Origin of the sequence: Mesorhizobium sp. WSM4935 (assembly GCF_029625735.1) — a bacterium.
Taxonomy (GTDB): Bacteria; Pseudomonadota; Alphaproteobacteria; order Rhizobiales; family Rhizobiaceae; genus Mesorhizobium.
This window is the reverse complement of sequence record NZ_JARTVR010000014.1, coordinates 147,542-165,001: the sequence shown is the minus strand read 5'-3', so window position 1 is coordinate 165,001 and position 17,460 is coordinate 147,542. Positions and strand designations below refer to the sequence as shown.

The following is a 17,460-nucleotide window of genomic DNA, read 5'->3' as shown; positions in this document are numbered from 1 at the left end:
TCAGCCATCGCATCAAGAAATGCGCCTGGAATGATGACTATCTAATCCACGCCCTGACCCATATGCGATAGCCCTGCGGCAAAGCGGGGGGAGAGGAGACGGAGCGGGGGGCGACGCTCGCGACGGCGGAGTCTTTTGAAAGTAAAGCTTAGCCCGCCATAACTGAGGCTCAAGGCGTCAGAGTCGACCAGGTCAGCCCTCCTACGAAGACCCCTCTCCGTCCCGGCTTCGCCGGGCCACCTCTCCCCACTGCGTGGGGCGAGGAACTGGCGTGCATTGGCTTTTCTCCGGAATTGGGGCACACCTCCATCGAGATAACCGATATGGAGAAGCGTTGATGTTCCGATGGGGTGTTCTGTCGACGGCGAAGATCGGCCGCGAGCAGCTTTTGCCGGCAATCGTGGAATCGGAGAACGGAGTGCTGTCGGCGATCGCCAGCCGCGACCTGTCGAAGGCCAAGGCTCTGGGCGAGCGTTTCGGCGCCCGCCATGCCTTCGGCTCCTATGAGGAGCTGCTTGCGTCGAAGGAGGTCGACGGCCTCTACATTCCGCTGCCCACCTCCCAGCATGTCGAATGGACGGCGAAGGCGATCGAGGCCGGCAAGCACGTGCTGGTGGAAAAACCGCTGGCGCTCGACGCCAAGGACATCCCGCCGCTGATCAAGCTGCGCGACGAGAAGAAGGTGCTGGTCTGCGAGGCCTTCATGGTCACCTACCATCCGCAATGGATCAAGGTGCGCGACCTCATCGCCGGCGGCGCCATCGGCCGGCTACGCCATGTGCAGGGCGCGTTCTCCTATTACAATGTCGATCCCAAGAACATGCGCAATCAGCTCGACCTAGGCGGCGGCGCGCTGCCCGACATCGGCGTCTATCCGACCGTGTCGACGCGCTTTTCGACCGGCAAGGAGCCGCTCCGCGTGCAGGCGACGATCGAGCGCGACAAGAATTTCGGCACCGACATCTATTCCTCGATCCGCGCCGATTTCGGCGACTTCGAACTGTCCTTCTATCTCTCGACGCAGATGGCGGCGCGGCAGGTGATGGTGTTCCACGGCGAGAAGGGTTTCATCGAGGTCTTCGCCCCCTTCAACGCTGGGCTCTACGACCACCACCGCATCGAGCTGCACAACCAGAACCACAGCGAGGCGCAGGTGTTCCGCTTCCCCGGCACGCAGCAATACCGGCTGGAATGCGAAGCCTTCGTGCGCGCCGCCCAGGGCGGCAAGGACCGCGTCTTCACGCTGGAGGAATCGGTGCTCAATCAGAAGGTCATCGACGCCATCTTCCGCGCCGGAGAGAAGGACGGCTGGGAAGCCGTCTGAGACGCCGTCGAAACGACGCTTTGGGGGGAGAACAAAGATGGCTGACGCGGACGTGATCATTGTCGGCGCGGGGCTGGCGGGCCTCGTCGCCGCGGCCGAGTTGGCTGACGCCGGCAGGAAGATCATCATCGTCGACCAGGAGCCGGAGCAATCGCTGGGCGGCCAGGCCTTCTGGTCGTTCGGCGGGCTGTTCCTGGTCGATTCGCCGGAGCAGCGGCGCATGCGCATCCGCGATTCGCACGACCTCGCACTGGAAGACTGGATGGGCACGGCCGCCTTCGACAGGCCTGAGGATTTCTGGCCGCGCCAATGGGCGGAAGCCTATGTCGGCTTCGCCGCCGGCGAGAAACGCGCCTGGCTGGTCGAGCGGGGCCTGAAATTCTTTCCCGTGGTCGGCTGGGCCGAGCGCGGCGGCGGCAACGCGGTCGGCCACGGCAATTCGGTGCCGCGCTTCCACATCACATGGGGCACCGGGCCTGGCGTGCTCGAACCTTTCGTGCTGCGTGTGCGCGAGGCGCAGAAGCGCGGGCTCGTCCAGTTCAAGTTCCGCCACCGGGTCAACGAGATCATCCGCAGCGGCGATGCCGTCACCGGCGTGCGCGGCGATGTGCTGGAGCCGAGCAGCGTCGAACGCGGCCGCAAGAGCTCGCGCGCCGTGACCGGCGCGTTCGAGCTCCGCGCGCAGGCGGTTATAGTCGCGTCCGGGGGCATCGGCGGCAATCATGAGCTGGTGCGCCAGAACTGGCCGTCGCGCCTGGGCACGCCACCGAAGCGCATGATCACCGGCGTTCCCGACCATGTCGACGGCCGCATGCTGGCGATCGCCGAGGCTGCCGGGGGCAGGATCATCAACCGCGACCGCATGTGGCACTATGTCGAAGGCATCAAGAACTGGGCGCCGATCTGGACCGAGCATGCGATCCGCATCCTGCCCGGCCCCTCCTCGCTCTGGCTCGACGCGCGCGGCAGACGCCTGCCGGTGCCGCTCTATCCGGGCTTCGACACGCTGGGCACGCTCAGCCACATCATGAGCACCGGCTTCGACTATTCCTGGTTCATCCTGACCAAGAAAATCATCCAGAAGGAGTTCGCGCTGTCGGGCTCGGAGCAGAACCCCGACCTCACCGGCAAAAGCTGGCGGCAGGTGCTGGGCCGCGCGACATCGGGCATTCCCGGCCCGGTGAAAGCGTTCATGGAAAAGGGCGAGGATTTCATCGTCGAGGCCGACCTTGCGAAGCTGGTGGAGCGCATGAACGCGCTGGCCGGCGGCGAGCCGCTGCTGGACGTCGCCCAGGTCGAGCGCGAGATCCGCGCCCGCGACATGCAGCTCGACAATCCATTCTCGAAGGATGCGCAGATCACGGCGCTGCGTGGCGCCCGCGCCTATCTCGGCGACAGGCTGATCCGCACCGCCAAGCCGCACAAGATGCTCGATCCAGCCAATGGCCCGCTGATCGCGGTGCGCCTCAACGTGCTCACCCGCAAGACACTGGGCGGGCTTGAGACCGACCTCGACAGCCGCGTGCTCGACGCCGCCGGCCAGCCGGTGCCGGGGCTCTATGCGGCGGGCGAAGCGGCCGGCTTCGGCGGCGGCGGCGTGCATGGCTACGCGGCGCTGGAAGGTACCTTCCTCGGCGGCTGCATCTTTTCGGGGCGCAGCGCCGGGCGGGCTGCGGCGAAGGCGGTGGCCTGAGAAGTAATCTCTCCGCTTGAGGCGCTGTCCCGCCAGCCCGTTCTTCGTCGCGCAAGGCCCCTCTGCCTCCTTTGGCGACATCTGCAGGGTGCTGGCGCCACTCGTATGCGATTGCCCTGCCCTCAGCGGAAACATTTTTTGTGCCCCGCGAATCCTTTCGCCCATCCGGAACGTCTTCCTCCTGCAACCCCCAAGCAGGAGACGACCATGACGTACAATGTCATCCGCTACGGCGTGAAGGACACCAGCATTACCGAGAATCGGGCGCTGGTGGAGAAAGTGTTCGAGGCGCTGGATAAAACGCAGCCGCAATCGGTGCGCTACCTGGTGCTTGAGCTCGACAACGGCGAATTCATCCACCTTGTCGGCTATGACAAGGACAGCTCGGCGCTGACCGAACTCGACGCCTTCAAAGCCTTCGGCGCCAATCACGTCGGGCGGCGTTCAACACCCCTTGTGAGGGCGCCGGCGAAGATCGTCGGCAATTATCGTATGCTGGCCAAGGCCGATGAGGTCGTGCCCGCCTAAGCAGGGCACAGCGTGGCATTGGCGAGACGAGAAAGAGGACGATGAGCTTGGCAGGGTTCGGCCGCGCGGAACTTGAAGCCATGCTTGTCGGCCTGCGGCCGAAACTGCACCGCTACGCGGCCCGCATGGCGGGCTCAGCCGTCGACGGCGAGGACATCGTGCAGGAGGCGGTGGTGAAGGCGCTTGCCGCATATGACGGCGGCGCTCTCGTCGAACGGCCCGAGCAGTGGCTGTTCCGCATCGCCCACAATGCGGCGCAGGATCATCTGCGCCGCCGCCAGCGGGAGCGCTCCCGCAACACCGAGGCCGATATGACGACAATGGAGGATCTCTCGGCCAACGCCGAGGCGAGGCTTGCGGCGGCAACAAGCCTGCGCACGTTCATGCAGCTCACGCCGGCGCAGCGGAGCGCCGTGGTCCTGACCGACGTGCTCGGCCTCAGCCTTTCCGAAACATGCGAGGTGACGGGCGCGACCTTGGCTGCAACCAAGGCGGCGCTGCATCGCGGCCGGGCAGAGCTGAAGGCGCTGGCCGCCCGAACCGACGACGTCGCCATGCCCAAGCTCGATCCGGAGGAGGAGCGCCGCCTGCGCCGCTATGTCGACCTGTTCAACGCGCGCGATTTCGACGGGGTCAGGAGACTGATCGCCGAGGATGTCCGGGTCGACGTCATCGATCGCGTCCGCCTCACCGGCAAGAAGGAAGCCTCGACCTATTTCGGCAATTACGACCGCCTCGGCGACTGGGCACTGTCGCTCGGCTTCCTCGATGGCCAGCCGGCGATCCTGATCCGCAACCCACAGGCGGGCGATGCGGTGCGCGGCTTCGTGCTGATCGACTGGCGCGGTGAGGAGGTCGTGCGCATCCGAGATTTCCGCCACGCTGCGTACTGCGTCGAGAATGCCGACATCCGCCCTATAGCCCTTTGATCGCCGCGTGAGGCGCTGCCTCATCAAATCATCGTGAAGTCGCGCGATCGTCACGGATCGGCCATCAGTGCAGCAGCATAGGCCTGCTCGAAGTCGGCCAGTTCCCCAGTCCCAAACGCCTCGGCACGATCATTTCACCGTCCGCGAAGAAGGGCGCCTGGCCGGACGCCGTAGTTTTTGTCTTTTCACCAATCACGTAGCGGGCGGATACGAGCCCGCGAGGTTTTCTGATGTCTCTCACCGAAGCCACCAAGCCCGCCAAGCAGAATTCCCACCAGGCCAAAGCAGCGCCCGCAGCGCCGGCGCGCGAGCAGATCCTGATCGGCCCCGATTTCATCCAGAAGGGCGAGCCGGACGAAAGGCTCGACCGGTTCTTCGGCGACCTGGCGAGCCGCTTCGACGCCGCGCCCGCGGTCATTTCCGGCGGCCGTGCCTGGTCGTATCGCGAGCTGAACAACCGCGCCAATCAGTTCGCCCATCTTTTGATCGAGCGTGGCGTCAAGCCGGGCGACCGGATCGGCCTTTTGCTGGACCGCTCCGCCGAGACCTACATCGCCGTGCTGGCCGTGATGAAGGCCGGAGCGGCCTTCGTGCCTTTAGCCACCGCGTTTCCCGAAGACCGCATGGTGATGATCATCGACGACGCCAATGTCACGTTGGTGATCAGCGTCTCGGGCTACGCGGCGCGCGTGGCGCGCCTGCCGGTGCCGCATATCTCGATCGACTCCGCGGAGTCCGAAATCGCGCTCCAGCCGGAAACAGCGCCCTTGCCGGACGGCATCCAGGATCAAACCTGCTACATCCTCTATACATCCGGCACCACCGGCAAGCCGAAGGGCGTTGTCATCACCCACCAGAGCTTCTGCAACTTCATCCGCGTCGCCGCGGCGTCCTACGGCTATCAACCCGGTGACCGGGTATATCAGGGCATGACCATCGCCTTCGACTTTTCCTCGGAGGAGATCTGGGTGCCGTTCACCGCCGGCGCCACCGTCGTGCCGGCCCCGGGTCAGCAGCCCCTCGTCGGCGAGGAACTAGCCGCTTTCCTGCGTGAACACCAGATCACATGCATGGCCTGCAGCCCGACCCTTTTGTCGTCGATCGAGAGCGACGCGCCGAGCCTGCGCGCCATCCTGGTCGGCGGCGAAGCCTGCTCGCATAAACTCGTGGTGCGTTGGGCGAAGCCCGGCCGCCAGATCCTGAACACCTACGGCCCGACCGAAGCCACGGTCACGGCCACGATGGCGTTGCTGACGCCGGACGAGCCGGTGACGATCGGCAGGCCGCTGCCCACCTATTCGATAGCCATCCTCGATCCGGAAAAGCCGACGGTGCTGAGCGGCGACCAGCTGGGGGAAATCTGCATCGGCGGCATGGGCGTGGCGGTCGGCTATCTCAACCGTCCGGTACTGACGGACCAGAAATTCATCCAGGATTTCATCGGGCTCCCGAACAATCCCGGCGGCCGCATCTACCGGACGGGCGACCTAGGCCGGATCAACGACAAGGGCGAGATCGAATATCACGGCCGCATCGACACGCAGGTGAAGATCCGCGGCTATCGCATCGAGCTGGGCGAGATCGAGGCCGTGCTCCTGGACCAGCCGGGCATCGCGCAGGCGGCGGTCACGACGTGGGAGATCGAACCCGAGCGCACGGAACTTGTCGGCTACTATGCGCCCAAAGCCGGGGGCGACGGGGTGGATCGCACCGCGCTCGTGCAGGAGCTGAAGCGGCGGCTGCCGGACTACATGGTTCCGGCCTATCTGGAGCAGTTGCCCGCGATCCCGATGACGGTCTCCAACAAGGTCGATCTGAGGAAATTGCCGAAACCGACCAGCGCGCGTGTCGCGTCCGGCCATGCGATGGTCGACCCGCGCAACGAGGACGAGAAGTTCCTCGTGGACGCGCTGCAGGACGTGCTGAAGTTCGACGATATCTCCATCGAGGATCACTTCTTCGACGATCTCGGCGCGAATTCTCTTTTGATGGCCAGGTTCTGCGCCCGCATCCGCGTCCGCAAGGAGTGGTCGACAACTTCGATGCGCGACATCTACCTGCATCCGACGGTCGCCAAGCTTTCCGATTACCTGCGGGAGCCGCAAACGGCCGCTATTGCCGCGAGCGAGCCCATGCTGACGCACCGGGCTTCCAATCTCGCCATTTGGGTAACGGGATTCGGGCAGTTGCTGTTCTACGCGGTCTACAGCTATGTCGCGCTTTGGGCGATCAATGACGGCCTCAACTGGGTCTATGACGCTTTGGACGAACCGGTCGCCCTTTACCTGCGCTGCGTTATTTTGTCCGCCGGCGTGTTCTTCGGATTGAGCGGCTTCGCGATCGCCGCCAAATGGCTGCTGGTCGGCCGCTGGAAGGCCGAAACCTTTCCGATCTGGGGCTGGCGGTATTACCGTTTCTGGATCGTGAAGACACTGGTCCGCGGCGCTCCGGTCGTGCTGTTCCGAGGCAGCCCGCTCTACAGCCTATATTTGCGCCTGCTCGGCGCCAGGCTTGGCGAACGCACCGTCATCGAATGCCGTGCCGTTCCGGTCTGCACCGACCTGATCACGATCGGCGACAACTCGATCCTGCGCAAAGAATCGATGATCCTCGGCTTCCGAGCCCAGGCGGGCTATATCCACACCGGCCCGGTCAATGTCGGCAACAACGCCTTCGTCGGTGTCGGCTCGACCCTGGACATCGATACCCGCATCGGCGACGGCGCCCAGCTCGGCCATGCTTCATCGCTGCATCGTGGACAGACGATTCCGGCGGGAGAGCGCAGGCACGGCTCGCCGGCGATCCCGACCGAGGCTGACTACTGCACCGTCCCCAACGTGCCGCTGTCGAGAGTGCGCCGGTTCATCTACGAGGCGATCCAGCTCTTCATCCTTTTCGCCATCGTCACGCCTTTCCCGCTGCTCTTTCACACCTATTGGGAAAATGTCGGCGATGACTATCAGGAGACGATCGGTCTGGTGGCGATCGGCACCACGGTCACGGTGGCGGGCTTCATCGTCGGCGGGGTGCTGCTGGCGACCGTGGTGCCACGACTGTTCAACCTCATGCTGAAACCCGGCCGGAACTATTCGCTTTACGGCTTCCATTATTGGCTGCAGTCGATGCTCGAGCTGGTGAGCAACGTGCGCCTGCTGAACGTGCTGTTCGGCGACAGCTCGGCCATCGTCTATTATCTGCGCGCCTTGGGCTGGCGGCTGAACAAGGTGGATCAGACCGGCTCGAATTTCGGTACCAACCAGCGGCACGAGAATCCGCAGCTCAGCGAAATCGGCTCGAAAACCATGGTGTCCGACGGTCTGTTCATGGTCAACATGCAGAAGTCGGCCAACTCCTTCCGCCTCGAGCACACGCGGGTCGGCGAGCGCAACTTCTTCGGCAACAACATCATCTATTCACCGGATTCCCGCACCGGCGACAATTGCCTGCTCGGAACCAAGGTCCACGTTCCGGTCGACGGTCCCCTTCGCGAGAATGTCGGACTGCTGGGCTCGCCACCCTTCGAAATTCCGCGCATGGTCAATCGTGACAAGGAGCTTCTCGGATTGATTTCCGACAAGGAGCGCAGTCGCCGCCTGCCGCGGAAAAACCTGCACAATCTCGTCACCGCGCTGATGTTCGTGGCCGCGCAATGGGTGATCCTGTTCCTGACGCTCGCGATCTGGGACCGGGCGCTCAACTACTATACCGAATGGGGGGAGACGGCGCTGTTCGTCGCGGTGGTACTGACCACGGCGATCGGTATTCCGTTCTATATCTTCCTCGAGCGCGCCAGCCTCGCCTTCCGCCGGCTGAAACCCAGGATGGCGACGATCTACGATCCGGTCTTCTGGCGGCACGAACGCCACTGGAAGCTGTCCGATTCACCGATCATGGGGCTGTTCACCGGCACCCCGTTCCGGCCGCTCATCCTGCGCCTGCTGGGTGTGAAGGTCGGGTTGCGGCTCTATGACGGGGGCTGCATCATAACCGAGCGGTCGCTGGTGGAGATCGGCGACGACGTGACGCTCAACGAGGGCTGCGTGATCCAGCCGCACTCGCTGGAGGAAGGCGCGTTCAAGTCCGATTACATCCGTATCGGCAATGGTTGCACGCTGGCGCCTTCCGCCTTCGTTCACTACGCGGTGGTGATGGGCGAGGGGTCCGTGGCCGACGTCGACTGCTTCGTCATGAAGGGCGAAGTCCTTGAGCCGAACACGGTCTGGCGCGGCAATCCGGCGAAACTTTACGGCGTCGTGACGCCGATCGATGCTCGCGCGATGGAAATCGGGCATGCCCCGTGACGCGCGCCGCCGGCATGAGTGACCAGCCGGTTGCCCTGGAGCCTGTCGGCAAGGGCAACCGGGCGGCGGTACTGGCGCTCGAGCTGGCGCCAGAACAACAAGGCTTCGTCGCCTCCAACACAGACTCGCTGGCCGAGGCTCGCCGGGATGGCGAGGCCATCCCTCGCGCCGTGGTCGCCGCGGGGCGTGTCGTCGGATTCCTCATGTACAGCGCGCCCGATGACGATGACGAAGCGATCATCTATCGTTTGATGATCGACCGGCGCGAGCAGGGCAAGGGCCTCGGCCGCGCCGCCATCGCCAAGGCGCTGGAAGAGATTGCGCGCCTTGGCCATGTCTGTCGCGTCTCGATCTGCTACGAGCTCGAAAACGAGGCGGCGCGCCGGCTTTACGCCGGCTTCGGTTTCGTGGAGCGGGGACTGGACGAAGACGGCGAGATGATCGCCCTGCTCGAATTGGGGCGGATAGGGCGTTGAACACCCCACCGACAGGGGCGCGGCCGGACATCGAGATGGCCGTCGAGCGCGCATTGACGGGCTTCGCGCCGCCCGGCCTGATCACCGGCTGCCGTCTTATTTGCACCGGAGACGAGCGCTATCTCCTGCCGGCGGAAAACGCCTCCATCGCCACCCGCGGTCACAGGGCGCGGGCCGCCAGCGGGGCGGGTCGCCTGGTGGCGCACGAATTGCTCCGGCGGCTTGGGTGCGCGAATCCCGCCGTGCCCCGCGGCCAACTGGGAAACCCGATCTGGCCCGCGGGCATCATCGGCTCGATAGCGCATAACGACGACCTCGCCGTGGCGGTCGCCGCGCGATCCGTCGCCATGACAAGCGTGGGCGTCGACATCGAACCCGCCCTGCCCTTGCCTCGGGAGCTGGAGGCGATCGTGGCCACGCCTCAAGACCGGCTGGGCGATCTCGATCCGCTAGTAGCCGGCCGCATTCTGTTTGCCGCCAAGGAGGCGGTCTACAAGGCATCCTTTCCGCTCGACGGCCGTGTGCTGGGCTTCGAGGATATCGCCGCCGATTTGGAATCGGGCGAAGCGGTCACATCAGCCGGCCGCATGCTGACGGTGCGCTTCGCCCTCTCGCCCAGAATCCTGGCGCTGGCATACACCGCATAGGCGGGCTGACGAGCCTCGCGACCACGGCATCCTCCTCTCAAAAGCCGTGTTGCTCATCCCAGCTTCCCGGGCTGCTCGTGCAGGCCCGAACGGCGCGGCAGGCGAGCTGAGACGCTTACGATTTCCGCCGGCGTAGCGCGCGGACGTCGCGAGATCATGCGGGGGCGTAGGACAATCTGATCACATCCTCACCGATCCGATCATGCGCCATGAGGCGGAGCGGCGGCCGGGGTCCGGCGAAATATGGCTTGCCGTGACCAAGCACCACCGGGTGCAGGTAGATCCGATACTCGTCGATCAAGCCCAGCTCGGTGAGGCTTCGCGCCAAGTCGGGGCCGGCGACTTCGATCTCGCCGTCGCGCTCGGCATTCAGCTTTCGGATAGCTCCTTCGAGATCGCCCTCGACAAGCCTGGCATTGGGGCCGACAGACTTCAACGAGCGCGAGACGACCCATTTCGGCTGGCTGCGCCAAGCGGCCGCGAAGGCCCGCTCGTCCGCATTCCATTCAGGATGCTCCTCGTCCCAGTAGCGCATGACCTCGTAAATGCGGCGACCGTAAATGCTGCCCGCCTGCCCCTCGGCCTCCTCGATGAAATGGCGGAAGAGCGTGGGGCTAGGCCCGAACGCCATGTGATCGACATAGCCGTCCAGCGACTGGTTCATTCCGAAGACAAGCTTGGCCATTGCCTGTTCCTCACATGGCATTCGCGCGATCTGATTGCGCTGTGCAATCAGTCGAGATTAGGCCGACTGATTTTATGTTGCAATTGGTTTTTGGCACGCGCATAGAGCCGTGCAATCGACCGGCGTTCCTTCAGGAATTCGGCTCAAGCGTACCCGCTTGCCAAGCAGTACTTTTTCGGTCCGGCCTCGTTGGAGCACGGTCGTGGCCTAGCCGCTACCCTGTGGCGTAGAATTACCGTATGCACGGTCAATGAAGCCCGGCTTGAGCCGGGCCTTCGCACGAGGGCGATCCAAACCGTCGAGGCGGTTACAAGCCGTGTCGCGGTCCTTCGAAGACGGGCGGCCGGTTTCGCGGATACAGGCGCTTCCTTGCTGACGAGCGGTTCCGCAAATGAACCAGGCGTTGTTGCGGCCTCAGGCTGGCGGCAGCGCGTAAGGCGATTTCTTCGCCCGTGCCGCATTCTGCGTGAGGAACGAGACGACCAGCGCCACGAATCCCAGAATCGCGGGTATGAACCCGCCGTCACGGGCGTTGATATGTGCCGAGAAGGCAAGCAGCAGGTGGTAGAACATGCCGGCATAGGCAAGGTCGCTGAGACGCACGCTGACGCGCGACAGGATCGCGACGACACCCAGGATTTTTACAGTGATGAGGACTTCCCGAAGGTAGGCGGGATAGCCGAGCGCCGCGAACGACTGGCGCACCTGATCCGCCATCGTCAGGTACATGGTCGCCGATGCAATGTAGAGCAAGCACAAAAGCGCTGTGCTGATCCAGTAGGCATATTTCCTGATCATCTCTGACGAACCGCGCTTAGACCAATTGCTGAGCGAGGACGTCGCGCAAGGATTTCGGAGCACGGCCGGAAAGACGTTGGACATCGCCGGTCACGATATCGAACTTGCCCTTGACGAAGGTGTGCTTGATCTCGACGAACGCTTCAACGATGAGGTCGGGCAGGCCCGACTGTGAAAGCCCGGCGCGGAATTGCTCCTCGGTGATGACGACGAACCCGATCGGCTTGGCGAGAAGCTCCGAAACGATTGCGGCACGTTCGGCCCCGGTGACAGCGACAGGCCCCGTGGCGGTGTAGATCGCGCCTTCGTGGCCGTGCCCAAGCAGCGCGCCTGCCGCCGCAGCCGCCAGATCGTCGCGCGAAACATAGGAGACGCGCTCATCGCCCAGGCCGGTTAGCACGCCTTGGCTCTGTGACATCTTGAGCTCGTCGGCCATGCTCTCGGCGTAGTAGCTCATGCGCAGGATCGTCCATCGCGGCGCGATCTTGATGAGGTGCTGCTCGCCCGTCCAGAAGGCTGCGCCGAGGCTTGGGTCGGCTTCCTCATGCGTGCCAGCCGCTGAGATCAGGAAGATTTGCCCGACGCCAGCCTTCAGGGCGGCATCGATGGCGCTCTTGAGCTGGCCGCCGCGCACGCCCGGGCGTAGGTCGGCGCTCGGAATGATCAGTAGACGGTCAACGCCCGCATAGGCCCTCACGAGCGTCTCGGGTCGGTCATAGTCGCCATGCCGCGCCTCGCTCGTTCTACCTAGGTTTTCTGGCGAACGCGATATCGCGACCAGATCGTGACCACCGCCTCGGGCGATCAGTTCCGCAACAACGGCTGCGCCGAGCTTGCCGCTCGCGCCGCTCACACCGATTTTCATTTGAATACTCCGTTTCGATCCACGCACAAAATGTACATGACGATATGATCGATATCGGGTAAGAGCACAAGAAGGCACAGCGATGTACGCCACGAACACGCATGTTCGCGGTTCAGTATCTGGAAGATTTGCGATGAACGAGCGGGTATCTGATCGGCCGAAATCTGGCTTCGTTGAACATCACCCCGATGACTGCCGGGCGGTCGGTCAAATACTGGATCGCATCGGCGACAAATGGACTGTCATGGTCGTCGGCGCGCTCTCAAATGGCCCGCTGCGCTTTAACGCGATCATGCGCGAGATCGGCGGCGTCTCGCACCGCATGCTCACATTGACATTGCGCGGACTCGAGCGGGATGGTCTCGTGACGCGCACCGCCTACGCAACCATCCCGCCGAAGGTGGAATATGAGCTGACCGAGCTCGGTCGCTCGCTCATCGAGCCGCTGCGAGTCCTCGCCACGTGGGCAATTAAGCATCGTCCGGCGATGGAACGGGCACGTGCAAAATTCGAACCTGCAAAGAGCGGCGACTAGACTAGATCTCAGCGATCATCGACCACGACCAGCACGCGGAAGCGCCGGCCATCAACGAGCTGATCGGCGACGAAGTCGCCGTCAAACGCCGCCGTCTCCGCGCTTTCAAACAGGAGGGTATCGTCGACTGCTCGTTGCTCGGGCGTAGTTTCGGCGGCAATGGCGTACTATGAAGGGCAGTCGGGGGAATGGCGCGCCCGAAGAGATTCGAACTCCTGACCCCCAGATTCGTAGTCTGGTGCTCTATCCAGCTGAGCTACGGGCGCGCAACAGGCCGTGTTTGACACAAGCCCCGCGATCCGGTCGAGACGGCCGGCCGCGATGTGGAGTGTTCCCTAGCGGCTGAATTTGCGAAAAGCAAGCCGATCCGGCAAAAGTTTTGTCGCAGGTGTTTTTGCCATCCGATCGAGGCGCTGCGCTGCCGGCAGGCGGCTCGGCCAGGCCGTGACCTCAAGCGGGGCGGCGCAGGCCGTTGCGCGCCTGGTCGAGCCGCACCGGCTGGTCGGGAATGGTGACGGCGAAGACGGTGCGGCCGCCGATCGATTCGACGAGCTCGACCGTGCCGCCATGGGCGCGGATCAATTCATGCGCGATCGCCAGGCCGAGCCCGGTGCCGCCGCTGCGCGCCGAGCCGCGGAAGGCGGCGAACAGATTCTCGCGCGCCTTGGGCGGCAGGCCGGGGCCGGTGTCGGTCACGGTGATGCGGCTGACGCTGCCATGGCGCTCGGCCGCGACAGCCAGCCGGCGCACCACCGCGCTTTCGGTGTCGGCGGCCATCGCCTGTACGGCGTTGCGGCACAGATTGGTGAGTACCCGGAAGAGATGGTCGGAATCGGCGTCGACCTCGAAGGCGAGATCGACGGCGTTGATGAACTCGATGCCTTCCTCGATGTCGAGCAGGCCGTGCACGTCATCGACAAGCTGGCGGAGCCTCAACCTGCGGCGCGACGGCGCCGGCTCCTGCGTGCGGCCGTAGGCGAGCACGCCCTCGGAATAGGCAACGGCGCGGTCGAGCGCGCGCAGAAGCTTCGGCGCGAAGGACTGCACGGTCGGGTCCTTCACCTGGCGCAGGCGGTCGGACATCAGCTGTGCGGAAGCGAGGATGTTGCGCATGTCGTGATTGATCTTGGAGACGGCTAGGCCGAGGTCGGCGAGGTGCTTCTGTTCCGACAGCATCCTCTGCAGCCGACCCTGCATCTGCGACAGCTCGCGCTCTGCCACGCCGATCTCGTCGGCGCGGTCCGTCGGAGAGATGACGCGGCCTGGATCGTCCGGCGCCTCGGAGAAGGCCAGGATCGAGCGCGTCATGGTGCGGATCGGCCCGATCATGATCAGGTCGATCGCCGCATAGACCAGCATGGCGGTGAAGAGCGAGATCAGCAGCGAGACGACGGCGACATTGCGCGAATATCTCAGCATGGCGTCGCGCAAGCGGTAATCCGGCATGATCAGCTCGAATTCCTTGTCGCTTTCGCCGACCGGGCCGAAGACGCGCAGCATGCGCTTGCCGCCGAAAAAGAGCGTGTCGAGCGCGCCGGTCATGCCGTTGACCAGGCCGACATCGGCGATATCGATGTGCTCGTCGACCTGGGGCGGCATGTCGGAAACGACGAGCAGCCGGGAGACCCCGCCGTCGCGCACGGCGATCGCCTTGGCGCCGATCGCCATCAGCACGTCGTTCTGGGCGTTGTGCGACAGCGCGTTGGGCTCGCCCTGCAGAAGCACGATCGACACGGCGGCCGCGGTGCTCAAGCGCTCCTTCAGCCAGTTGACCCGGTAGCTGGCGATCCAGGGCAGGAAGATCAGGACTTCGGCCAAGAGCACGAAGGCGATGGTAAGGAAGAGAAGCTTGGTTGACAGGCCGCGCGACAGCGGCACCCGGCGTGTCGAATTCGCCGGCCTTGTCTTTTCATCGGTGGACAGAGCTTCACTCGTCATGACGCGGTCTTCACGAAGCCTTGATCGGGCGAGATTAAGCGATTTGCGGCTTTTTTGCCAATTTCAACCTTGGTCCCGCGAAAAATGCCTTGCGGCCACGCCGGATTGACTTCCAAAAACCTTCTTTCTATAAGCCCGCTCACGCTCGGGCCATCCGTCCCGGCGCGGTTTCGATCGCGCCTAAGCCGGCCCGGCAAAGCTCCTGTTACAGAGTGACAGAATCAAGAAGGGCCGCACCCCGCGGTATTAAAACAAATGAAGCGTACCTACCAACCGTCCAAGCTCGTCCGTCAGCGCCGGCATGGTTTCCGTGCCCGCATGGCCACCAAGGGTGGCCGCGGCGTCGTTGCTGCCCGCCGCAACCGCGGCCGCAAGCGGCTCAGCGCCTGAACGAAAGACGAGATCGTTGCCCGCAACCGGCAAGCCAAAGGGGAAAACTCCCGGGCGGCTTCTGAAACGCGCGGATTTCCTGGCTGTGCGCGGCGGCGAGAAACGCCGCGGACGGCTTTTTCTCGTTGAAGTTCTCGACCGCGGCGATGATCTTGCGCCGCGCGTCGGCTACACCGTTACCAAGAAGGTCGGCAACGCCGTGGTGCGCAACCGCGTCCGGCGGCGGCTGAGGGAAGCCGTGCGCGTGCATGCCGCCGATGACATGGCGCCCGGCAATGACTATGTGATCGTCGGGCGCGAAGACGTGCTTGCCATTCCGTTCGGCCAGTTGAAGGCCGAGCTTTCCCGCCGGCTGCGCGGAACACGATAGGCCAAGGGCTTTCGATGGAAAACAACCGCAATTTCTTCATCACCATCGCGCTGTCGGTGCTGATCCTGACGCTCTGGCAGGTGTTCTACATGAACCCGAGGATGGAGCAGCAGCGCGAGCAGGCCCGTATCGAGCAGCAGCGCGTCGAGGCGCAGAAGAAGGAAGCACAGGGAACCAATCCGGGCGCGGCGACGACGGCTCAGACGCCGGGCGCCATTCCCAGCGCGCCCGGCGGCGACACCGCGACGGCGGCGAGCCGCGACCAGGCGATCGCCGCGACCAAGCGCGTCAAGATCGACACGCCGAGCCTCGAGGGTTCGATCAACCTGACCGGCGCGCGCCTCGACGACCTGAAGCTCAAGCACTACACCGAGACCGTCGACAAGAACTCGCCCGAGATCGAGCTGCTCAACCCGCAGGCGCTGCCCACCGGCTATTTCGCCGAGATCGGTTTCGTCGGCACCGACAAGACAGGTACCGTGCCAAGCTCGGACACGGTGTGGAGCGTCGAGGGCAATCCGACGTTGACGCCGTCGACGCCGGTGACGCTGACCTACACCAACGACAAGGGTCTCACTTTCAAGCGCACCATCTCGGTCGACAACGACTACATGTTCACCGTTTCCGACACGGTGCAGAATTCAGGCAGCGCCGCCGTCAGTCTGTTCAATTACGGCCGGGTCACGCGCTACGACAAGCCGGCGGTCGCCAGCACCTATGTGCTGCATGAAGGCCTGATCGGCTTCACCGGCACCGAAGGGCTGTCGGAGTACAAATATGCGGCCATCGAGAAGGACAAGGAAGTCAAGCCCGGCAAGTCGACCGACGGCTGGCTCGGCATCACCGACAAATACTGGGCCGTGACGCTGGTGCCGACCGAGAAGCAGCCCTTCCAGCCGCGCTATGCCTATTTCGAGGACGGGCGCCACCGCTACCAGTCCGACTTTTTGACCGATCCGATCAACATCGAGGCCGGCCAGTCGGCGACCGTCGAGACCGAGGTCTTCGCCGGCGCCAAGGAAGTCGCCAAGATCAACGCTTATGCGCAGGACCGTCACATCAAGCGGTTCGATCTTTTGATCGACTGGGGCTGGTTCTATTTCATCACCAAGCCGATGTTCTGGCTCATCGACACGCTCTACAAATTCTTCGGCAATTTCGGGCTGGCGATCCTCGCCACCACCGTCATCGTCAAGGCCATCTTCTTCCCGCTCGCCAACAAGTCCTACGCCTCGATGGCGAACATGAAGAAGGTGCAGCCGAAGATGCTGGAGATCCGCGAGAAATACGCGGACGACAAGATGAAGCAGCAGCAGGCGATGATGGAGCTCTACAAGACCGAGAAGATCAATCCGCTGGCCGGCTGCTGGCCGGTGGCGCTGCAGATCCCGGTCTTCTTCTCGCTCTACAAGGTGCTCTACATCACCATCGAGATGCGGCATGCGCCATTCTTCGGCTGGATCCACGACCTCGCGGCGCCGGATCCGACGTCGATCTTCAACCTGTTCGGCCTGCTGCCCTTCGCGGTGCCCGCCTTCCTGCCGCATATGGGCGCCTGGGCGGTGGTGATGGGCATCACCATGTTCCTGCAGATGCGCATGAACCCGGCGCCGCCGGACCCGACGCAGGCGGCGATCTTCACCTGGATGCCGGTGATCTTCACCTTCATGATGGGCTCCTTCCCGGCCGGCCTCGTCATCTACTGGGCCTGGAACAACCTGCTGTCGATCCTGCAGCAGGGCGTGATCATGAAGCGCCAGGGCGCCAAGATCGAATTGTGGGACAATCTGGCATCGATGTTCCGCAAGAAACCATCGCCGGCGGAATAGAAGGCTTCCTCGACTTCCAATCAGAACCCCGGCCTGGCCGGGGTTTTTTTTGGAGATGCCAACGGGACAGCGCCAACATTCGCGATCGGCCATCCCGGTCGTCTTTCCAGGGCGGAGCAAGGAGCGAAGCGAAGCGCGCAGACCCCCTGGAA

Annotated in this window: 14 protein-coding genes, 1 tRNA gene and 1 pseudogene; 11 read left to right on the top strand and 5 right to left on the bottom strand. The window is 63.9% G+C overall.

Translation table 11 applies throughout. The features are described from left to right. Positions 1–337 precede the first annotated feature (337 nt). The 7 genes and pseudogenes from P9273_RS25975 (at position 338) to P9273_RS25945 (ending at position 9,898) form a co-directional block, all read left to right on the top strand. On the top strand, positions 338–1,324 hold the full coding sequence (locus P9273_RS25975; RefSeq protein ID WP_278051334.1) for a Gfo/Idh/MocA family protein: 987 nt from the start codon (positions 338–340) through the stop codon (positions 1,322–1,324). 22 nt (positions 1,325–1,346) lie between these two features. After that, positions 1,347–3,017, top strand: a pseudogene (locus P9273_RS25970) (FAD-binding dehydrogenase); the annotation flags it as partial. Between the two features lie 207 nt (positions 3,018–3,224). Further along, complete coding sequence (locus P9273_RS25965) at positions 3,225–3,545, top strand: hypothetical protein (RefSeq protein ID WP_278051333.1); 321 nt, start codon at positions 3,225–3,227, stop codon at positions 3,543–3,545. Between the two features lie 41 nt (positions 3,546–3,586). Then, positions 3,587–4,474: an RNA polymerase sigma factor gene (locus P9273_RS25960; RefSeq protein ID WP_278051332.1), complete on the top strand. Its 888-nt coding sequence runs from the start codon at positions 3,587–3,589 to the stop codon at positions 4,472–4,474. A 230-nt stretch (positions 4,475–4,704) separates the two neighbouring features. After that, the gene (locus P9273_RS25955) at positions 4,705–8,775 is read left to right on the top strand and encodes a Pls/PosA family non-ribosomal peptide synthetase (protein WP_278051331.1); all 4,071 of its coding nucleotides are present in this window, start codon (positions 4,705–4,707) and stop codon (positions 8,773–8,775) included. After that, positions 8,772–9,251 (top strand): GNAT family N-acetyltransferase, encoded by a 480-nt coding sequence (locus P9273_RS25950; RefSeq protein WP_336619406.1) that lies wholly within the window; start codon positions 8,772–8,774, stop codon positions 9,249–9,251. The genes P9273_RS25955 and P9273_RS25950 overlap by 4 nt, the downstream gene beginning before the upstream one ends. After that, positions 9,248–9,898, top strand: coding sequence for a 4'-phosphopantetheinyl transferase family protein (locus P9273_RS25945; protein WP_278051330.1), 651 nt, complete (start codon positions 9,248–9,250; stop codon positions 9,896–9,898). The genes P9273_RS25950 and P9273_RS25945 overlap by 4 nt, the downstream gene beginning before the upstream one ends. Before the next feature lie 154 nt (positions 9,899–10,052). Here P9273_RS25945 and P9273_RS25940 read toward each other — a convergent pair whose 3' ends face one another. From P9273_RS25940 to P9273_RS25930, 3 genes are all read right to left on the bottom strand, one after another. Beyond that, entirely contained in the window at positions 10,053–10,583 is a 531-nt protein-coding gene (locus P9273_RS25940) for a dihydrofolate reductase family protein (RefSeq protein WP_278051329.1), read from the bottom strand. 414 nt (positions 10,584–10,997) lie between these two features. Then, the gene (locus P9273_RS25935; protein ID WP_278051328.1) at positions 10,998–11,381 is read right to left on the bottom strand and encodes a DoxX family protein; all 384 of its coding nucleotides are present in this window, start codon (positions 11,379–11,381) and stop codon (positions 10,998–11,000) included. Between the two features lie 16 nt (positions 11,382–11,397). Next, positions 11,398–12,246: an SDR family oxidoreductase gene (locus tag P9273_RS25930; protein ID WP_278051327.1), complete on the bottom strand. Its 849-nt coding sequence runs from the start codon at positions 12,244–12,246 to the stop codon at positions 11,398–11,400. 133 nt (positions 12,247–12,379) lie between these two features. Between P9273_RS25930 and P9273_RS25925 the strand changes: the two genes are divergently transcribed. Further along, entirely contained in the window at positions 12,380–12,781 is a 402-nt protein-coding gene (locus P9273_RS25925) for a winged helix-turn-helix transcriptional regulator (protein ID WP_278051326.1), read from the top strand. Between the two features lie 189 nt (positions 12,782–12,970). On the opposite strand, the gene P9273_RS25920 is transcribed toward P9273_RS25925, so the two are convergent. Both P9273_RS25920 and P9273_RS25915 read right to left on the bottom strand, forming a co-directional pair. Continuing rightward, positions 12,971–13,047 (bottom strand) — tRNA-Arg (locus P9273_RS25920). Positions 13,048–13,231: 184 nt separating this feature from the next. Beyond that, a complete protein-coding gene (locus P9273_RS25915) occupies positions 13,232–14,719 on the bottom strand; it encodes an ATP-binding protein (protein WP_278051325.1) in 1,488 nt (495 codons plus the stop codon). A gap of 255 nt (positions 14,720–14,974) precedes the next feature. On the opposite strand from P9273_RS25915, the gene rpmH reads away from it, so the two are divergent. From rpmH to yidC, 3 genes are read left to right on the top strand one after another with little or no spacing between them, the layout of a single operon-like run. Continuing rightward, on the top strand, positions 14,975–15,109 hold the full coding sequence (gene rpmH / locus P9273_RS25910; protein WP_278051324.1) for a 50S ribosomal protein L34: 135 nt from the start codon (positions 14,975–14,977) through the stop codon (positions 15,107–15,109). Positions 15,110–15,125: 16 nt separating this feature from the next. Next, on the top strand, positions 15,126–15,479 hold the full coding sequence (gene rnpA / locus P9273_RS25905) for a ribonuclease P protein component (RefSeq protein WP_278051323.1): 354 nt from the start codon (positions 15,126–15,128) through the stop codon (positions 15,477–15,479). Between the two features lie 14 nt (positions 15,480–15,493). Then, positions 15,494–17,308: a membrane protein insertase YidC gene (gene yidC / locus P9273_RS25900; RefSeq protein WP_278051322.1), complete on the top strand. Its 1,815-nt coding sequence runs from the start codon at positions 15,494–15,496 to the stop codon at positions 17,306–17,308. Positions 17,309–17,460: the final 152 nt, after the last annotated feature.